The following is a 16913-nucleotide window of genomic DNA, read 5'->3' as shown; positions in this document are numbered from 1 at the left end:
GTACCCCGTGGACGAGAGCGCATGGCTCAGGCGGGGCAGTACGTGTCCGTCTCCGGCGTCTTGCCGGAGTCGACGTAGGCGATCAGCGGGGCCAGCGCACAGCTCGAGTAGATCGAGGCGCCGTGGCCGATGCCCTGCCAGATGACCCGTTTGCTGGCCGCGTTCGCGTTGATGACCGTCGCCGCGGTGGCCGCCACCCCCTCGTTGCCGGCGATGGGATCGTTCTGCACGCCCATCAACAGCACGCCGACCTTGAGGTTCTTCGGGTCCTGCGGTGCGGTGCCGCTGGGCCAGTTCAGGCACTTGACCAGGTTGAGGGCGGCGACGGTGCCGAACTGCGGGTAGGTCTTGTTCCAAGCGACGACGAGTTCACGGACCCGGTCGGGGGTCGGCCGGTTGAGTGCGTCGCTGCACCGGTTGATGAACTGGCCGTCGGTTTCGCGCAGCGAGTCCGACTGCGTGATGAGGTCCATGATCGGTCCGCTGTCGCCGGAGCGGGCCGAGGCCAGGATCTGGGCCAGCCGGTTGGTGCTGGCCACCCGATCGCCGACGGGGAAGCCCAGGGCGGTGATCAATCCGTTGGCCAGGGCGGCCAGCGAGGCGCCCCCGGGCCCACGGCCGGCCCGCGCATCGGCCAGCAGGGCGTTCACGGCGCCCTTGGGATCCGGCCCGAGCGGGCAATTGGTCGCCGCGCACTGGGTGGCGAACGCGTCGAGCGCGGCCTGCTGGCCCTTGGCCTGTTGGTCGGCCGCCATCTCGGCGCCGATGCCGTACGGGATGGGGGAGTCGAGCACCAGCCGGGCGACCTTGTCCGGATGCGAGCCGGCGAACGCCAGCGCCACCTGGGCGCCGTTGCCGATGCCCAGGACGGCCAGCCGCGGCACATCCCAGCTGCTGCGCAGACGTTCGAGGTCCTCGGCCGCGCGGGCGTTGTCGTAGGCCGAATCGCCGGGCGCCAGCGCGTCGGTGCAACTGGTGGTGGCGGTCAGCGTGATGGCGCCCAGATTGGCCACCGGGTCGTCGCCCGACTCGAACTGGGCCTGGTTCTGCATCTCCTGCCGGTCGAACAGGTCGCGGCAGTCCACGGCGCTGGAGCGGCCCATGCCGCGGCGGTCGACGGCGACGATGGGCCGGGCCTTCAGCACATCAGCGCCGGAGCGGGACAGCCACTGTGGCAGCTGCACCGAGGTCGGAATGTCCGAGCCGGTGGTGATCACCAGCGGACCGGCGTCGGCCGGGGTGGCGGCCGTCCTGGCGCGGACGACACCGATCGACACTGTTCCGCTGGCGCCGCTGATCGGGTCGAGGTCGGCGTCGTAGGTTGCGCAGTCCAGCAGGACCCCGGCCGGGGCGGGCACCCCGGCGTCGCCGAAGACCTGCGTGGTGCACGGGCTCCAGGCCAAGTCCTTCTTGGGTGCCGCGATCTCCGGTGGTCCCTCGGGTGGCGCGGTGGTCGGGCTGGGCCCGGACCCGCCCGAGTGCCCGGAGTCGGATGCGTAGCGCGGGTTCGCGCCCAACAACGGCACGCAACCCGAGAGCAGGGCGGTGGCCGCGACCAGAGTCGCCACGAACGGGACGGACCGTTTCACGCAGACCACAGTAGCGAGCCGGGCCGACTGCTCACCCGCGCACGTAGCGCGCGTACAGATAGCCGGTCTCGTCGGCCAGCAGGTGCGCGCGCCGCATCCCGGTCTGCACCTGGCCCGCGCCGGTGGAGATCCGGCGCGCCTGCCCGCCCACCAGCATCGGCGCCAGCGTCAGGCACAGCTCATCGAGCAGGCCGGCATCGATGAAGGTGGAATGCAGGCTCGGGCCACCCTCGGTGAGCACCCGGCGCAGCCCGCGGTCGGCCAGCACGCGCAGGACGGTCGCGATGTCCACGCCGGCGGAGTCCGTCGCCGAACAGGCCAGCACCTCGGCCGCCGGCCCGAGTCGCTCGGCGGCGTCGTCCGCTCCGGCCGCGGTGGTCAGCACGAGCGGGGGGACCTCGGTGTGGGTGAACACCTTCATGTCGCGGTCGAGGAGTCCGGACTGGGTGACGATCGCGATCGGCGGGACCTCCGACTGCCCGCGGTCGCGGCGGGCCTGACGGGCCGCGGCGGACATCTGGGCGCCGCCGTAGTTCTCGACGCGGACGGTGCCGGCGCCGACGACGATCACGTCGGCCAGTTCGCGCATCAATCCGAACAGCGCCTTGTCGCCGGGTCCGGCCAGGCCGCCGGACTTGCCGTCGGCGGTCGCGCCGCCATCGAGGCTGGCGATGAAGTTGGACCGCACCCAGCACCGCGTCAGGTCGGCGGGGTAGGAGTAGAGCTCGGGTAATCGGGATTCGGGAACAACCTCAGCGGTGTCGAGCAGTGTGAGTTGTATCCCAGCGTCGGCTTGGCCCATGAGTTCGATTGCAACACGTCGCTACAGTTCTGCGCATGCAACGTCTCGTGGACCGTCATCCGACGGTGTCGCCCGAGCGGCTGATCGCCCAGCTCGTGCCGCCGCCGACGTTCGCCGACGTCAGCTTCGACAACTACCGGCCCGACTCCGGCGAGCCCACCCAGGGCGCGGCGGTGGAGTTCTGCCGGCGGTTCTGCGCGGAAGCGGTCAAGCGCAAGCAGGGCAAACGCAAGATGCTCGGGAAACGCGAGACGCTGCCGGGGGTCGGGCTCTACCTGGACGGCGGGTTCGGCGTGGGCAAGACGCACCTGTTGGCGTCCGCCTACTACTCATTGGCCGGCGCCGGTGCCGGGCCGGCGGCGTTCGCGACGTTCGGCGAACTGACCCAGCTGGCCGGGGTGTTCGGGTTCACCGAGTGCATCGACCTGCTGGCCGAATACGTGGTGGTCTGCATCGACGAGTTCGAGCTCGACGACCCGGGTAACACCACGCTGGTCTCGCGCCTGCTGTCGGCCCTGGTCCAGCGGGGTGTGTCGATTGCGGCCACGTCGAACACGCTGCCCGAACAACTCGGTGAGGGCCGTTTCGCGGCGCAGGACTTCCTGCGCGAGATCAACACGCTCGCAGCGATTTTCACCACGGTGCGGATCGAGGGACCGGACTACCGGCACCGCGGGTTACCGCCGGCGCCCGAACCGATGACCGACGAGCAGGTGACTGCGGCGGCCGCTGCCGTGCCCGGAGCCACCCTCGACAACTTCGACGAGCTGTGCGCGCACCTGGCCACGATGCATCCGTCGCGGTACCTGACGCTGATCGAAGGTGTGCGCGAAGTGTTCCTGACCGGGGTGCACGCGCTGGATGATCAGGCGGTCGCGCTGCGGCTGGTGTCGCTGACCGACCGGCTCTACGACGCGGGCGTGCCGGTGGTGGCGTCCGGGGACAAGCTCGACACCGTGTTCACCGACGAGATGCTCGCCGGGGGCTACCGCAAGAAGTACCTGCGGGCCACCTCACGGTTGTTGGCGCTGACCGCCGCCGGTATCGACGCGGGTCAGCGCGTCATCACGTAGTCGTTCTCGAGGGTGTCGCCGAGCCGGAACGTCTTGGTGCCGCCGATCGTGAAACCGTGCTTGCGATAGAACCGTTGGGCCCGCTCGTTCTGCTGGTTGACCCCGAGCCACAACGTGCCGGTGCCGCGGTCCCGGGCGTCGTCGATGGCCGCGCGCATCAGGGCGGCCGCGACCGGGCCACCGTGCGCCTCGGGTGCGACGTAGATCTTGGACAGTTCGGTCATCGGACCCTCGGGCAGCGCCGCGAGTACGTCGGGATCGGTCGGTCTGGCGTGAATCAGCATGGCGTAGCCCAGGATTCGAGTGCCGTCGCGGGCGACGAACACCGCACGGTCCGGGTCGGCGAGGTATTCGGCGAACCGCGCCGCGGACAGGTTCTCGGCGACGAACGCGGCGATGTTCTCGGCGGTGGACGACGGCGGGCAGGCGAGTGGGAAGGTCGCGGCAGCGACGGCGGCCAGCTCGGGCAGATCCGTGGGAGCGGCCGCGCTGACGACTACAGGTTCCACTGGGCCAGGTGGATCCCGGTCCTCTTGTTGATGAGCACCACGTGCGACACGAGGTCGCGGTAGCAGTCCCAGAACACCGCGCCCGCCACCGTGGCCCCGGGCGTCGCGTTGGCCATCGCCGCCCTGAGGTCGGCGGGGTCGTCGGTGGCGCGGGGCTCGTAGGCATCACCGGTGGGCGTCACCCCGCGGAACTGGAAGCTGACGGGAATGGCCCCCGGTGTCGGCGCACTGACCGCATGGATGACGACGTTGGCGCGCCAGACCTGCTCACGCGGTGGGCGGGGCGGATAGCCCCAGCCGGCCGGGATCTCCGACGGCGTCACGTTGACGACGGTGACGTCGGCGATCACGTTGCCGTCGTGGATGCGCAGGGTGTCACCGAGGCGGCCGATGGGCGTTTCGACGGCGGTCTGGGCGGGGGCCGCGCTGGCCGGTGTGGTGGCCAGGGCCAGTATCGGGAGGACCGCGATCAGGATCATCAGCCAACGGCGCATGTTCGCATGATGGCACACGACGGTTCGGGGATCGGCGGGTTGCCGGTGTCAGGAGGGGATCAGGGTGCGTGCGGTGCGCAGGCGGCTGCGGCTGATCTGGCGCGCTACGGCGACGATCACGCCGAGCTGAACCAGCCCGATCAGGACGACCGGCCAGAGCAGTCCGAAGACGACGGCATACGTCGTGCGATGTGGGACGGGCCGGCGCTGGGAGAAATGATCGGCCGCGTCGACTGCCAGCGTGGTGCAGACCAGGCCGCAGGCCAGGTACAGAACGACCATCATGGTGGTTGACATCGTTGTCATCACATCCTCAACGCGGGGCGAACTCCATTGTTCACCTATAGCCATGCGCTGCTGGCAACAAACACTGGCTTGGCTGTGAAATTGTTATCTGTGACACAGCGGTAGTCAAATCCGGGCAGAAAAGGTGCTCCGACCGCGCACGGGCGTGGATTCGCCGTGGCGTCGCAATCTTCGCGGTATGGCGGCCGGGCAAAGCCTGAGTCCTGGTCACTCCTCGCCGGTGGTCGCCGTTCCGAACGGTCCGCGACCATGCTCCGGAGCATCGCCGGAATGCGGCTCGGTGCTGATCCGGGCGGTCTTCTTCGGTTCGGCGGCGGAGACCCGAGCGTTGCTGCGCTCGAGTTCGGCGTCCAGGTCGCGACTGGTCCGGACGGTCGCGATCACCAGCCAGGCCGTGACCAGCACCGCGACGGCGCCGACGGCCCACCAGAGGTGTTCGGTGAGCAGTCCGATGAGCAAGAGCAACGCCAGCACGCCGATCGCTGCCCCGCAGCGACCGTATCGACGGCGTTGGCTCACGGGATCCCCCTCACGAGGTGACACCGCAATTGTGCCAGGGGAACGTTTGCGATCGGGTCGAATCCCGGGCGGCGCGCTACTGGATATGCGGCCCGCGCCCAGAGGCTTCGCGTGCTGCACGAGGGCTGTTCTGGTCGAACAGCTCCAGTTGGATCGGCGCAGGTCAGGACATGTTCCATGTCGCGTGTTCAAGACTTCATGGTGACGTGATCGAAATCATTATTGCCATCCCGTACAAACGCCGTACAGTGATGACATACGTTGACGTAGGTCGACACGGGAGAGAAAAACGATGGCTACGACCAAGACGGACCGTGTAGAGGTCCGCGTGGCTCGACAGACCCACGAGCAGATTAGCGCCGCAGCCGAGGTCGTAAACGAGTCCACCTCTGAGTTCATGCGGAACGCAGCGCTGGATCGTGCCGACAAGATCTTGGCGCTGTCCAGTCGAACGCTTATGCCTGCGGACCAGTTTGACTCGATGATCAAGGCACTGGACGTTCCCGATCACGCACCCAACCTGGAGAAGCTCGCTGCACAGCCAAGGCTGTTTTCTCGTCAATGACCTGGGTCACGGGCGGGCTGGCCGATCACCACGAGCTCGACACGTTCGACTGCGGCGTCGAGTCCATGAATCAGTGGCTGACCAACAACGCGCGACGAGCAAACAAGCAGGACACGGCTCGTGTGTATGTGTGGACCGAGCGCGGCCAGAGCAAGGTCCTGGCCTATTTTGCGATAACCCCGACCACGGTTGACCGGCATGAGGACGGGATCAGTAAATCCGCTGCCAAACTCGATCGGGTCCCGGCGTTCATGATTGCGAAGCTGGCGGTTGATAAATCGATACAGGGTCAGGGTGCTGGTATGGATTTGGTGTTCGATGCCATTACCCGCATCGTAGGAGCGGCTCAGCTTGGCGGCGGTCGCCTGATTGTTGTCGACGCGATCGATCAGGCGACCGCCGGCGTTTACCAAAGGCTGGATTTCATACCGGTAGAGAACACGCCTAACCGGCTGTACATGAAAGTCGAGACTGCACGAGTCGGGCTCGGAATTGCCTGAGGTCTGTTGCCCCGCTTGGCCTCTAGCAGTCGCGCATCGCGCTACAGGCAGTGGCCAAACACGCAGGTAGAGACGACGACACCTCGGTGTTTCGCCCAGTTCCCCCTTCTACAGGCAAGGGAGCCGCCGCGACCGCCGCTCATCGCGGCACGTCGGTCAGCAGTGCGCGGGCGCAAGCACCTTGATTTGCCGGATGTCATCGATGGTGACGGGCTCGGGCCACCCCGGCGTGCCATGACCGAGGCAATGGATAGCAGCGCGAATGCCCACGACCTGCGCGGGCACATCGGCAATAGATGCCTCGGTGTCGATGGAAACGGCCAGCGTCAGCAGGTCCCCATCGGCAACGACAGCAATCACCGGATGTATGACTAGGTTGCCGACCATGTGTGCAAATGTGGTGCAGAGGCCGTTCTCGGAGTGAGAAACTGCTCTGAACTGCAGTGATGCTGGTGCGCGATACTGGGATTGAACTATCTATCGCGACGGTCGGCAGTTCAGGCGTCCACCTGCAAAAACTACTGTTCAGCCGGTGGCAAGCCAGACAGTACCAGACGAATTCAGTGACTCATGGCGGCACGCGGATACACTCATTCCGCAAATATCCCGCAAAGATTGGGTACTGAGCATGGCAGGCAAGGGGAAACGCAGCTTCGGCGGCCTACGCCAGCTCCCAACACGTGTGCCCGGCCGGGCGGGTCGCTGGCAGGCGAACTACACCGGTCCGGACGGAAACATTCATAAGGCCCCACGGACGTTCGCCGACAAGATCGATGCCGAGGCGTGGCTGACCGATCGTCGGCGTGAAATCGACCGCGGCCTATGGAGTCCGCACATCGAGAACGACAGCGAACCCGCACCGCTATTCGAGGACTACGCCAAGACCTGGCTGGAAACGCGAACTGTCCGAGGCAATCCCATCCGGCCCAGAACTCGCGCGCACTACCAGATGATCCTCGACGCCTACCTGATCCCAGCGTTCGGCGCCGCCCGACTCGATGCGATCAGCGCAGACGCCGTGCGGCTCTGGTACGCGAAACTCCTTCCCCACAAGGACACAATGCGGGCCCACACATACAGCCTGCTTCGCACGATCCTCAACGAGGCGGTCCGGCAGGAGGTGATCGCAGCCAACCCCTGCAAGATCGTCGGGGCGTCCGTGGCCAGACGGGCGACCAAAACCAAACCCGCGTCTATCCCCGAACTGGAAGCAATCGCCGCCGCGATGGAACCCCCGCAGCTCCGCCCCATGATCTGGCTCGCCGCCTGGTGCGCAGTCCGATTCGGCGAACTGGTCGAGCTGCGCCGCGGCGATATCGCCTTCTACACAACTGACGACGGCGACGGTGCAATCATCCACATCACGCGCCAAGCCGTCCGCGTCGGCGGCACCTACCACGTCGGACCGCCCAAAAGCGACGCTGGCATCCGCGACGTGACAGTCCCGCCCCACCTCGTCCCGATGCTCAAATCCCACCTCGACCAGCACGTCGGAAAACCGACCACCGCACTGCTGTTCCCAGCAATCACCGACCCCACCGCCCACCTCCAACCATCGGCGTTCACCCGCAACTACTACAAAGCGCGCGCTGCCTCGAACCGAAAAGACTTGCGGTTCCACGACTTACGACATACCGGCGCGGTTCTCGCAGCGCAGTCGGGAGCCACCCTCGCCGAACTCATGGCGCGCCTTGGGCATTCAACCCCCGAGGCCGCGATGCGATACCAGTGGGCCGCTCAAGGGCGCGACCGCAAAATCGCCGAACAACTCTCCGCGCTGGCCCAGGCCTACCGCGACTAGTAGAGCAGGGCGCGCCAATCCCCCGCTTTCTGACGGCGGATCATTTAACCGCTGGCACGGGGACGCGCCCTGCTCTGTCCACTCATGCTACCGAGTGACACGCCGGGGGGCCACAACATGAGGCACCCCCGCCCCTGACTGGGCTAGTGTCGCAGCCACCAAAGCAGTGACTGGGCACACCGAGGCACCCTCGGTCCCGAGGAAATCTCGGGTCCCATGAGCTTTGCGGGGACGCAATGTCCCTGGCCCGCTGGAGCAGTCCAAGCATGGGCTTACGGGGTTTTCGGAATCGTTCGGGCGAAACGCCCAGATCGTCCCAATACCTCTCAGGCCCTTGGCTTCTGACGACTGACCACGGGTTTGGAAGGACTGCACGACATGGCGCGTCGTTACGCGACTTTTCAACAAGCTGCCGACTACCTCGGCGTTCACCCACGCACGATACGCAGGCTCATAGCTGCTGGCCGGCTGACTGGCTATCGCAACGGGTCCCGCCTGATGCGCGTCGACCTGGACGAGATCGACGCTCAGATGAAGCCATTCGGCGGCGCGGTGTAGGGCCAAAATGCGGCGACCGAAGTTCATGCAGAAAACACCGGACGACAACGAGCGGTACGGACCCGCTGCCGCGGATGTTCTCGCGCATATCCGCTATCGGTGCGGGTCGGACGCCCCTGACTGCATCGTGGTCGATGGCTTGCGGTGGTGGCGGGTGTCTATGGCTGATCTCGGGCACGAGATTGGCCTATCCCGGCGCGCCGTCCAAACGGCGCTAGACCGACTTGGCGATGCCGTCGTGGCAGAACATTTCAAGCCGCTAGCAAACCCATCCCGGGCATACCGGCCGAGCACCGATATGTGCTCGGCCGTGGAAGCTGAGCACGAAACGGTGCCGACCCCTGCACCGAAACGTGCGGAGGTCAGCACCGAAACGTGCTCAGTACCTCTTATAGAGAAAGTAGAGAAGGAGGGAGAAGGCGCGGGCCAGACCGACCGGCCCGCCGCCTTGGCCGGCGTCCCCGATTCGGCAAACGGACCCGCCCTGCAAATCGATCCGAGCGTTGAACCGCAGCGGTATTGCAACGAGCACATGCCGGACGGCACGCCGAAGCGTTGCCCCGCGTGCGGTTGGCATAGGGATGTCCACAAACGCTGGGAGACGGCTCGCGCGGAGGCTGCGCGGCACGCGAGACCGCCTCGCCCACCGTGGCGATGCCTGACGTGTCGAGATACCGACATCGTCCTAAGCACCGACGGAGCCCCGGCGCGAGGTCCGTACGTGTGCCTCCACGATGGCACCCGGCGACCCATGAGGGATGCCGACAAGAGTTGGGCCGCAAAAGTTTTGCACCGACTCGCCTCCAAAGACGGCAAGGACGGGATGGGGGAAGCGTGACCATGAAACCCGCGCCGGCCGGACTCCTCGCCGTTAGTGGAGTCGTGGTCCTCAGCGGTGACGCGCTTCGCGCGGCCCTGGACTGCGCTGTCATCGCGATCAGAACTCGTCAACGGAACGGCCAACCCACCCGAAGCTATCAGGCTCTCGCCGATCAGCTCGCCGGCGCAATGTCCGCAACCGGACAATCGGACGGCCGCCAACCCGGAACTTGCGATGCTGCACCCGTGCAACTGTCACCAGACATGCCACTCGCCGAGGCGGCCCGCGAGCTAGGGCTCAGTGAACGACAAACTCGTCGCCTTGCCCGGCGGCTCGGTGGCCAAAAGATCGGCGGCCGTTGGCTTCTCGACAGTGCGGCCGTACGCGAACACATCGAAGGATCAAAGCAATGAACACCAGGGACAGACAGATCGACATCGTGATGAGCAGCACCGAAGACGAACTACGGCAACTCAGGGGCCGCCTGTTCGACCGGTTCGGCGAACCCAATGACGACGGCCAACTCCTCGGTGACGGCCCGAGCACCGAGGACGAACCCAATGAGCAACAGGAACAGGACGACCTCACAGACCTGAGGCAACGCCTCTTCGGTGACACCCCGATCAAAGACTAAGGAGTAAGCAATGCAAATCGCCGCACGCGCCTACATGGCGGTCATCAATCGGGTGACGAGCCAGCTCGGGGCAGCACTGCCGCCAGCGCTTGACACCGCGTTCACTGCCGCTTCTGGCCTCCGTGAGGCCGCCGACAGGATCGAAGGCAGTGCTGAAGCCGTCAACGCCCGCATCATCGACTGCCTCAAACGGGGTGTCGATTGGCATACCGACAAGCAACTCCAGGCGCTCGTGCTCGACCGCGTGGTCGCGGCCAACGGAATTCGAGAAGCCGCAGCCGCCGAAGCTGAAATCATCGTCAAGGCAGCACTTATCGAGAACGCCGACGGCATCGTCGAAGCATGGCGCGCCGTCCTGGCCGACGATGCTGCGGCACTGACCGCCGGCTACGACAAACTCCATATCGATGACCTCGACGGAGCGGACACCCTCGCGCTGGCCCGGCGCGGCCTCGTCGACGTGTGGGCCGACGCGCGAACCGCAGTCGAGCGCTTCCACATCGCAACCGAAGGCTGGAACATGCTGGCCGTCGTCGCGGGGGTTCAGCGTGGTGCCGGTACCGAACCGCTCATCCTTGCCTCACTCACCCTGACCGAAATCAACAGCGTCGACAAGCCCGACGCATGGATGTTGACCAGACTCACCGACGAACCACTGCAACTGGCCACCTTCGCGCAGTACCGGCAGCGTGTCAGAACGCTCGAAGCGGAATACGCCCGACTGCGCAGTGAACAGGAAGCACGGAACGAACAGGCGCTCAGCGATAGCTACCGGCGATAGTTGGTTCTCACTCGTGTCCCGCGCGGTTGCGACCAACCTCCCCCTGGGGGAGGTCTCCGGCACCCCCTCGCCGCCGCCCCTCAGGGCATAGGCGGGCCTTCTCTCCCCAAGCTTCTTTTTCACACACAGGACAGAAATGCACCGAGTAATGCAACGCAAAGTGGACTGTTTTCCCAGCTCGGGGGTCCGAGGCCGTGCGTTTCGGGGGGTAACAGGTCGCTTCCGGGGAGAGATCGGGGTAGCTGGTCGCCTGCAGCGGCGCGGACAGCTCAGGGGCCATATGACGTTACACCGCAATGCATTTCGGACGGCGACCGTCAGCCCGTTGCCCGGCGTCCACTAACGAAGGGATCATAGCCATGCCAGAACTTCTCACCGCGTGGATCACCCTGGCCGTCAGCGCCGACGACATGCGCCGCGACATCACCCGCGAGTTCGACCACCTCGACCGAACCGCCGGCGGCGTTGGCCGGCGCATCGGCCAGCAGCTCGAACGTGCCGTGGGCAAGTCGGCGACAACGGCCGTCCGCGAGGTCGAGGGCAAACTGTCAGAACGGCTGGGCGCCAAGGTCGGCACGGCCGTCGGATCTGCGATCGCTGTCGGCGTCGTCCGGCCTCTCTCGCCCGCGATCCGCGGTGTCGTCGCACTGATGGACAAGGCCGGCGCTGATGCCGGCAGAAGCTTCTCTCGCCGATTCGAAGCGACCGCCAAGGTCCGCACCCCGCCCACCGCCGCCGCAGTGCTGAGCGGCGGTTCCGGCGGCAAGGGTGGGGTGCTCACAGGCGCACTGGACAGTCTGACGAGCCTCGGTGGCAAGGGGGGAATGATCACCGGGGTCATCGCCGACGTCGCGAAGATCGCGCCGCCGGTGATCGCCGCCGCCGGCGCCTTCAAGGTGCTCTCGGCCGGGTTCGACCGCCTCCAGGCGATTGACGACGCGAGATTCAAACTCCGGTCACTGGGCAACGACACCAGAACTGTTGACCAGATCATGAAATCGGCGCTCGAATCGGTAAAGGGCACCGCCTTCGGCATGGACGAAGCCGCCAACACGGCTGCCACGGCGGTGGCCGCCGGCATCAAACCCGGCCAGGACCTGACGAAGTATCTGACGGAGGTCGCCGACGCCGCTGCTATCGGTCAGACGTCCCTCGCGGACATGGGCTCGATCTTCAACAAGGTCCAGACCAACGGCAAAGCCATGACCGACGACCTGCAAATGCTCGCCGACCGTGGGTTGCCGATCTTCACCTGGCTGCAGAACGAATACAAGGTTTCCGGCGCCGAGCTGTCGAAAATGGTCGAGAACGGCAAAGTCGATGCCGCCACCTTCCAACGTGTCGTCGCCGCCAACATCGGCGGCGCCGCCAAAGGCATGGGTCAATCGCTCAGCGGCTCGATAAAGAACCTGAGCGCAGGGATCAGCAGGCTCGGCGCATCGATCCTCGAACCGTTCTTCGGTCTCAGCGGAGACGCACTCGGCAAGGCCACCGAATACATCGACAAACTCACCGCCGCGGTCAAAGAGCACCAGCCCGAAATCGTTAGCGTCGCAAGCGTTATCGCCTCAAAGCTGACCGACATGGCCGGCACCGCCGCCGAAGCATTCGCGTCGTTGCTTCGCGGCTTCGCCAATGTGCTCGAGAAGGCCGGCCCGATGGTCGCCCGATTCGGGGGCGTGCTCACAAAGATCGGCGGCATGCCGATCGTGGGCAAGTTGTTCCCCGAGATCGGAGACGCCGGCAAAGCGCTGCAGACGATCGGCGACACCATGGCCAGTGACGACGTCATCAACGGCCTACGGAACTTTTCGACCACCGTGGACAAGGCCGGCGAGAACCTCCACAACGCTGCCGGTGACGTCATCGCCTGGGGTCAACGTGCCTCCGATGCAATGCAATTCACCAAAGACCTCGGCGACAGTATCGAGCTGCTGCCGGATAAGAAGACCATCGTCCTCACCGACAACAGCCCCGAAGTCATCGACCGCATCGACACGACCCAATACCGCATCGATCACCTCGAAGACGGCACCGTCACTATCACCGCGCTCACCGAGGAAGCCGAACGCAAAGCCAACGCGTGGCGCGCCAAGCAGGGCGGCACCCCGCTGGAGATCCCGCTCGACATCCAAACGCAGCGCGCCCGCGAAGCACTCGATCGCCTGGTGGCCGATGCACCGAAGACCATCTCAATGCTCGCGCAGATCAACACCAACGTCACGCCCTCGGCCGGGCCGGCTACGCCCCCGGCGTCTGGCAACCCGCTATTGGTGCCCTACCGCGCGGCCGGCGCGATCGTTCCGATGGTCGACGGCGGACTTCGGCAGATCCGAAAGCCGACCGTCGCAGACATCTTCGCCGGCCGCGGCGCGGGCACCATCTTCGCCGAGGAGGAGACCGGCGGGGAGGCCTACATTCCGCTGGCCCCCGGGAAGCGCGGTCGCTCCCGCCGGATCCTGGCCGAGGTGGCCCGATTGTTCGGGATGACCGTCATGGCCGACGGCGGCATCACCGTCGAGGCACTCAAAGAGTTCGCCTCCGGCCTCGGGGGACGCACCTACAGCTGGGGGGCCGGCAACGGCGACACCTTCGACACCGACTGCTCCGGGGCGCAATCCACCGTCGCGAACTTCATCACCGGCGGCCAGGGCCGGTTCGGCACCGCCGACGAAGCGACGGCCCTGCTGTCCCGCGGCTTCCAGCAGGGCGACCCGCCCGCCGGCATCGCCGCCTACTGGGTCGGCTGGCGCAACGGCGGCCCCGGCGGCGGCCACACCGCCGGCACGATCGTCGACCCGCTCGGCGGCAACGTCAACGTCGAGATGGGCGGCCGCGGCGGGTCCGGACAATACGGATCCGGCGCCGCCGGCGCCGCCGACTTCCCCAGCCGCGCCTGGATCGCCCTGGCCGGCGGCGACGACCCGTCAGCCTCCTCGAGCTTCACCGGCGGCTACCGCGCCGCCACCAGTAAGGAACTCACCGCCGCCGCCGGACGCACCAGCAGTGCGGCCACATCGAAACGCAACGCTGACCAAGGCGTCGACGACGCGACCTATCGCCGGGACAAGGCTCAGCAGCGCCTCGACGACGCCGCCGCGGCCGGCAAGGACACCACCGACGCCCAGCACAGCCTCGACGTCGCCAACCGCGAACTCGCCGACGCCCGCGACCGCCAGACCAACGCCACCGACAAGCTCACCACCGCACAGCAGGACGAAGCCGACCTCAAGACCAAGGGCAAGGAAACCGCACTCCAACAGATCAAGGACAGCGGTGGTGGCAACGATGCGTCCTCCTTCGGGCAGTCCCTCGTTGCCGGCCTGTTCCAAGGCGTAGGCCTCGACGGATCAGTGTTCTCCAATCTCTTCGACTGGCCAAACATGAAATCCGTTCTTGCAGTGGCGAACTGGGCCGGTGGGCGACTCCAGAACGCTATGGCGGCTGAGAGCGCCGGCGCCGGGAGTGGGGGCGGCGTCGGCGACTTCATCAACCCAATCGAACCCCCGCAAGCGCTCACCCCGATCAGCCGGCCCGACGAACCGCACCCAGGCAGCGGCGCAGCACCCGGCCCGGCCGGCGGACCCACCTATGTGGTCCAGGGGAACGTGGGCATGGATCCCCGCGCACTGACACAACGATTCGACTCCGCGCACAACCAAGCGTGGCGCCGCAACATGTCCGCGGTCAGGCCCGGAAAATGACGACCCATCAATGCGATCCTGACCCAGACCCCAGGGGCGGCACCGTCACCTACTCGCGCGTCCTCCGATTACTCATCGGCGTGCTGAAGAACGACGGCGGATGGCTGTCTGACTTCAGCGAAATCATCACGGCCGCAACGGTAGAGGATATCGAACAAAGCGGTGGCTGCTGCTTTAAGTGCACCGTGGCCCTCGTCGGCACAATGGCCGGCATCGCCACCGCGTCCATGCAAGCGCACAACCCGGACATCCTGATGGCCTACGAACTGGAACTCGCAGCGATCGAGGCCGGCGCGCAAAAGCCGCCGTCCGATTGATCCAGCGTCAACCCCTCGTTGACGGCACACCGTGATTTGTGATTGAAACTGGGGGTGGGGGCGCAATGCCTCCGTGAGACGGAGGGGCGCCCCCCGACCCACCATAACTTAAACTCGCGGCATCGAGCTGTGGGTGAGCAGCGTTGCTCGGAACGGCTCGGTGAGCGCTTCCCCGTAGGCGCGGCGTTCAGTGGCGTCCAGGGCGACCTGGAGGTAATCAGCCGGCACGCCGCGATTGGTGTCGATGGCCCAGTTGATCAGGTCATAAACGGCCAGCCAGGCTTCTCCGGCAGCGAGATTTGTTCTCGAAGGGTGTTGACCGCCGGAGTGCTCAGCTCATGCCGGAACAAAGTGCAGTAGGCGGCTACCGAGTTCATTCAAATTCACGATCCCCAGATCGTACCGGGGGGCGTGCCGTTCGGGCTGCTGCCCTGACGCGAGTGCGGAACCCCTACGGGGTGCGGGCTTGTCTGACCCCTCCCCAAGCAACCCCCGGTCCAAACGCCCCTCACCGGATCGGGCCCACGACTTGTAGACCGGCCGGTTTTCGGCCAGTCTGAGCTATGGGCACGGCCCGCCGGTGATCAAACGATCGGGCCGTGACCCCCAGGCACGGTGGGGGATTGGGCTACGTGCCGCCTGGTCGGTTCACGTCGGACCCTGGCAATAGCGACGTCAGCGCTTGGGACCTCTCCTTTGTTGCTACTTCTGCTTTGCGTAGCCCCGAAGGGCGAGGACTCGACGCTCGGCGTGCTGCTGCCGCCAGCGACCCAGGTTCAGTGCCGTGATGGCGTCACGCTGCCGACTGTCTGAGACACGCGTGTAGATCTGGGTCGATTGAATTGACTTGTGGCGCAACAATTCCTGCACTGTTCGCAAATCGTTGCCGTCGTCGAGCAGGCTCGTGGCATACCAATGCCGCAGACTGTGCGGCGTGCCAGCCACCCCGGCCCGGCGCATCGTGCGGCCAACGATGTCGGAGACTGACTTGCTCAATACGTGTTCACTCGGGTAGCCGCGCATCGGGAACCACCAGCCGGTTGCTGGCATCGTCGCGGCGAGTTCGATCAGCAGCGGATGAAGTGGCACCGACTTCAACCGCCGGCCTTTGCCCTTCACCCACAGCAGCCGAGCCGCCAGGTCCACGTCCTCACCACGTACCTTTGCGATCTCGTGGACCCGCAAGCCTGCCAACAGTGCGAGGAGGATCATCGCCCGCGTGCTCGACCACATCCGCGCAGACAACAACTTGGGCACATCGACGTCGGCAATCGGCCGCGGAACCCGCTCGGGCACCTTCACCCGACCGACCTTGATCATCGGATCATCGGTGCGCCGGTCGGTGATCTGCAACCACTTGAACCATGCCGCCAGATAGCTGCGGTACGTCGCTGCTGTCGAATCCGACCAATCAGCGTCGTGGCCGGCGATCCAGCGCACGATGTCGATTGGTGCGGCACGCACCGGCTGCACACCGGTTTCGGCGTGGAACTGGGCCAACACTCGCACCCGTTCGCTGATCGTGTTTACCGACAACCGCTGAGCGTGCTGCCACAACTCCCAGTCCTCAAGGCCCAGGACCAACACCGCGCCCGGCGCGGTCACAGCGAAACCACCACGTGCGACTCACCGAAAGATCCGAACACATGCCCGCAGGACGCGCACCGCGGCACCTCGTCGGCTAACTCCCGAGCGGCGCCCGCGTCCAGCCAGGCCAACAAGTGCAGGCCGCACACCGCACCCATCTCGCACCCGCACGCCAACGCAAGCAGCGCCGTGGCCCGCCGCCGGCAACCCGCGGCCACTGCACACCGGCGCAGCGCCCGCTCGAACTCAAGGTCGGCGACACGGGCGAGACGGCTCACCGTCCGGCCTCGATTACACGAAGGTCCTCGGAATGCACCTGGTCGATCCGGCCGTCATCCCAACGGACCCGCACAT

General features: G+C 66.1%; 18 protein-coding genes. 9 read left to right on the top strand and 9 right to left on the bottom strand.

The genetic code is table 11. The features are described from left to right. Nucleotides 1-26: 26 nt before the first annotated feature. Together U0R18_RS05220 and U0R18_RS05215 are read right to left on the bottom strand one after the other, a co-directional pair. A complete protein-coding gene (locus U0R18_RS05220) occupies nt 27-1589 on the bottom strand; it encodes an alpha/beta hydrolase (protein ID WP_526366598.1) in 1563 nt (520 codons plus the stop codon). Between the two features lie 31 nt (nt 1590-1620). After that, on the bottom strand, nt 1621-2391 hold the full coding sequence (locus U0R18_RS05215; RefSeq protein ID WP_526366596.1) for a pyrimidine reductase family protein: 771 nt from the start codon (nt 2389-2391) through the stop codon (nt 1621-1623). A gap of 35 nt (nt 2392-2426) precedes the next feature. Between U0R18_RS05215 and zapE the strand changes: the two genes are divergently transcribed. Further along, complete coding sequence (gene zapE, locus U0R18_RS05210; RefSeq protein ID WP_526366594.1) at nt 2427-3464, top strand: cell division protein ZapE; 1038 nt, start codon at nt 2427-2429, stop codon at nt 3462-3464. Here the strand turns inward: zapE and U0R18_RS05205 are convergent. From U0R18_RS05205 to U0R18_RS05190, 4 genes are all read right to left on the bottom strand, one after another. Then, on the bottom strand, nt 3446-3973 hold the full coding sequence (locus U0R18_RS05205) for a GNAT family N-acetyltransferase (RefSeq protein ID WP_526366592.1): 528 nt from the start codon (nt 3971-3973) through the stop codon (nt 3446-3448). The two genes, zapE and U0R18_RS05205, sit on opposite strands and share 19 nt — an antisense overlap. Beyond that, nucleotides 3961-4467, bottom strand: a complete 507-nt coding sequence (locus U0R18_RS05200) for a DUF1942 domain-containing protein (RefSeq protein WP_526366590.1) — start codon at nt 4465-4467, stop codon at nt 3961-3963. The genes U0R18_RS05205 and U0R18_RS05200 overlap by 13 nt, the downstream gene beginning before the upstream one ends. Nucleotides 4468-4515: 48 nt before the next feature. After that, nucleotides 4516-4764 (bottom strand): hypothetical protein, encoded by a 249-nt coding sequence (locus U0R18_RS05195; RefSeq protein ID WP_526366588.1) that lies wholly within the window; start codon nt 4762-4764, stop codon nt 4516-4518. A 216-nt stretch (nt 4765-4980) separates the two neighbouring features. Beyond that, complete coding sequence (locus U0R18_RS05190; protein ID WP_526366586.1) at nt 4981-5292, bottom strand: hypothetical protein; 312 nt, start codon at nt 5290-5292, stop codon at nt 4981-4983. Nucleotides 5293-5584: 292 nt separating this feature from the next. On the opposite strand from U0R18_RS05190, the gene U0R18_RS05185 reads away from it, so the two are divergent. Both U0R18_RS05185 and U0R18_RS05180 read left to right on the top strand, forming a co-directional pair. Beyond that, nucleotides 5585-5857: a type II toxin-antitoxin system TacA family antitoxin gene (locus U0R18_RS05185; protein WP_526366584.1), complete on the top strand. Its 273-nt coding sequence runs from the start codon at nt 5585-5587 to the stop codon at nt 5855-5857. Continuing rightward, on the top strand, nt 5854-6357 hold the full coding sequence (locus tag U0R18_RS05180; RefSeq protein ID WP_526366582.1) for a GNAT family N-acetyltransferase: 504 nt from the start codon (nt 5854-5856) through the stop codon (nt 6355-6357). The genes U0R18_RS05185 and U0R18_RS05180 overlap by 4 nt, the downstream gene beginning before the upstream one ends. A gap of 156 nt (nt 6358-6513) precedes the next feature. On the opposite strand, the gene U0R18_RS05175 is transcribed toward U0R18_RS05180, so the two are convergent. Further along, a complete protein-coding gene (locus U0R18_RS05175) occupies nt 6514-6744 on the bottom strand; it encodes a hypothetical protein (RefSeq protein ID WP_526366580.1) in 231 nt (76 codons plus the stop codon). A gap of 235 nt (nt 6745-6979) precedes the next feature. Here U0R18_RS05175 and U0R18_RS05170 point away from each other — a divergent pair, with 235 nt between their 5' ends. From U0R18_RS05170 to U0R18_RS05145, 6 genes are all read left to right on the top strand, one after another. Further along, the gene (locus tag U0R18_RS05170) at nt 6980-8158 is read left to right on the top strand and encodes a site-specific integrase (RefSeq protein WP_526367447.1); all 1179 of its coding nucleotides are present in this window, start codon (nt 6980-6982) and stop codon (nt 8156-8158) included. Between the two features lie 378 nt (nt 8159-8536). Then, a complete protein-coding gene (locus U0R18_RS05165) occupies nt 8537-8716 on the top strand; it encodes an excisionase family DNA-binding protein (protein ID WP_526366578.1) in 180 nt (59 codons plus the stop codon). A 1229-nt stretch (nt 8717-9945) separates the two neighbouring features. Then, entirely contained in the window at nt 9946-10170 is a 225-nt protein-coding gene (locus U0R18_RS05160) for a hypothetical protein (protein ID WP_526366576.1), read from the top strand. Between the two features lie 10 nt (nt 10171-10180). After that, the gene (locus U0R18_RS05155; RefSeq protein WP_526366574.1) at nt 10181-10951 is read left to right on the top strand and encodes a hypothetical protein; all 771 of its coding nucleotides are present in this window, start codon (nt 10181-10183) and stop codon (nt 10949-10951) included. Nucleotides 10952-11310: 359 nt separating this feature from the next. Continuing rightward, nucleotides 11311-14655, top strand: a complete 3345-nt coding sequence (locus U0R18_RS05150) for a tape measure protein (RefSeq protein ID WP_526366572.1) — start codon at nt 11311-11313, stop codon at nt 14653-14655. Then, nucleotides 14652-14972 (top strand): hypothetical protein, encoded by a 321-nt coding sequence (locus U0R18_RS05145; RefSeq protein ID WP_526366570.1) that lies wholly within the window; start codon nt 14652-14654, stop codon nt 14970-14972. The genes U0R18_RS05150 and U0R18_RS05145 overlap by 4 nt, the downstream gene beginning before the upstream one ends. A 702-nt stretch (nt 14973-15674) precedes the next feature. Here U0R18_RS05145 and U0R18_RS05140 read toward each other — a convergent pair. Together U0R18_RS05140 and U0R18_RS05135 are read right to left on the bottom strand one after the other, a co-directional pair. Further along, nucleotides 15675-16577 carry a site-specific integrase gene (locus U0R18_RS05140; RefSeq protein ID WP_526366568.1) on the bottom strand — a complete coding sequence of 301 codons (903 nt, stop codon included), beginning with the start codon at nt 16575-16577 and terminating at the stop codon, nt 15675-15677. Continuing rightward, on the bottom strand, nt 16574-16837 hold the full coding sequence (locus U0R18_RS05135) for a hypothetical protein (protein WP_526366566.1): 264 nt from the start codon (nt 16835-16837) through the stop codon (nt 16574-16576). The genes U0R18_RS05140 and U0R18_RS05135 overlap by 4 nt, the downstream gene beginning before the upstream one ends. Nucleotides 16838-16913: the final 76 nt, after the last annotated feature.

This window comes from Mycobacterium sp. (assembly GCF_046330795.1).
Lineage (GTDB): Bacteria > Actinomycetota > Actinomycetes > Mycobacteriales > Mycobacteriaceae > Mycobacterium.
The sequence above is the reverse complement of the archived record's forward strand: the minus strand, read 5'-3'. Positions and strand labels throughout refer to the sequence as shown.

What these genes read in the sequence shown, in the direction of transcription:
- U0R18_RS05215 (WP_526366596.1), bottom strand. Translation starts at nt 2,391, where the DNA reads ATGGGCCAAGCCGACGCTGGGATACAACTCACACTGCTCGACACCGCT.
- zapE (WP_526366594.1), top strand. Translation starts at nt 2,427, where the DNA reads ATGCAACGTCTCGTGGACCGTCATCCGACGGTGTCGCCCGAGCGGCTG.
- U0R18_RS05200 (WP_526366590.1), bottom strand. Translation starts at nt 4,467, where the DNA reads ATGCGCCGTTGGCTGATGATCCTGATCGCGGTCCTCCCGATACTGGCC.
- U0R18_RS05195 (WP_526366588.1), bottom strand. Translation starts at nt 4,764, where the DNA reads ATGTCAACCACCATGATGGTCGTTCTGTACCTGGCCTGCGGCCTGGTC.
- U0R18_RS05185 (WP_526366584.1), top strand. Translation starts at nt 5,585, where the DNA reads ATGGCTACGACCAAGACGGACCGTGTAGAGGTCCGCGTGGCTCGACAG.
- U0R18_RS05180 (WP_526366582.1), top strand. Translation starts at nt 5,854, where the DNA reads ATGACCTGGGTCACGGGCGGGCTGGCCGATCACCACGAGCTCGACACG.
- U0R18_RS05175 (WP_526366580.1), bottom strand. Translation starts at nt 6,744, where the DNA reads ATGGTCGGCAACCTAGTCATACATCCGGTGATTGCTGTCGTTGCCGAT.
- U0R18_RS05165 (WP_526366578.1), top strand. Translation starts at nt 8,537, where the DNA reads ATGGCGCGTCGTTACGCGACTTTTCAACAAGCTGCCGACTACCTCGGC.
- U0R18_RS05160 (WP_526366576.1), top strand. Translation starts at nt 9,946, where the DNA reads ATGAACACCAGGGACAGACAGATCGACATCGTGATGAGCAGCACCGAA.
- U0R18_RS05155 (WP_526366574.1), top strand. Translation starts at nt 10,181, where the DNA reads ATGCAAATCGCCGCACGCGCCTACATGGCGGTCATCAATCGGGTGACG.
- U0R18_RS05150 (WP_526366572.1), top strand. Translation starts at nt 11,311, where the DNA reads ATGCCAGAACTTCTCACCGCGTGGATCACCCTGGCCGTCAGCGCCGAC.
- U0R18_RS05145 (WP_526366570.1), top strand. Translation starts at nt 14,652, where the DNA reads ATGACGACCCATCAATGCGATCCTGACCCAGACCCCAGGGGCGGCACC.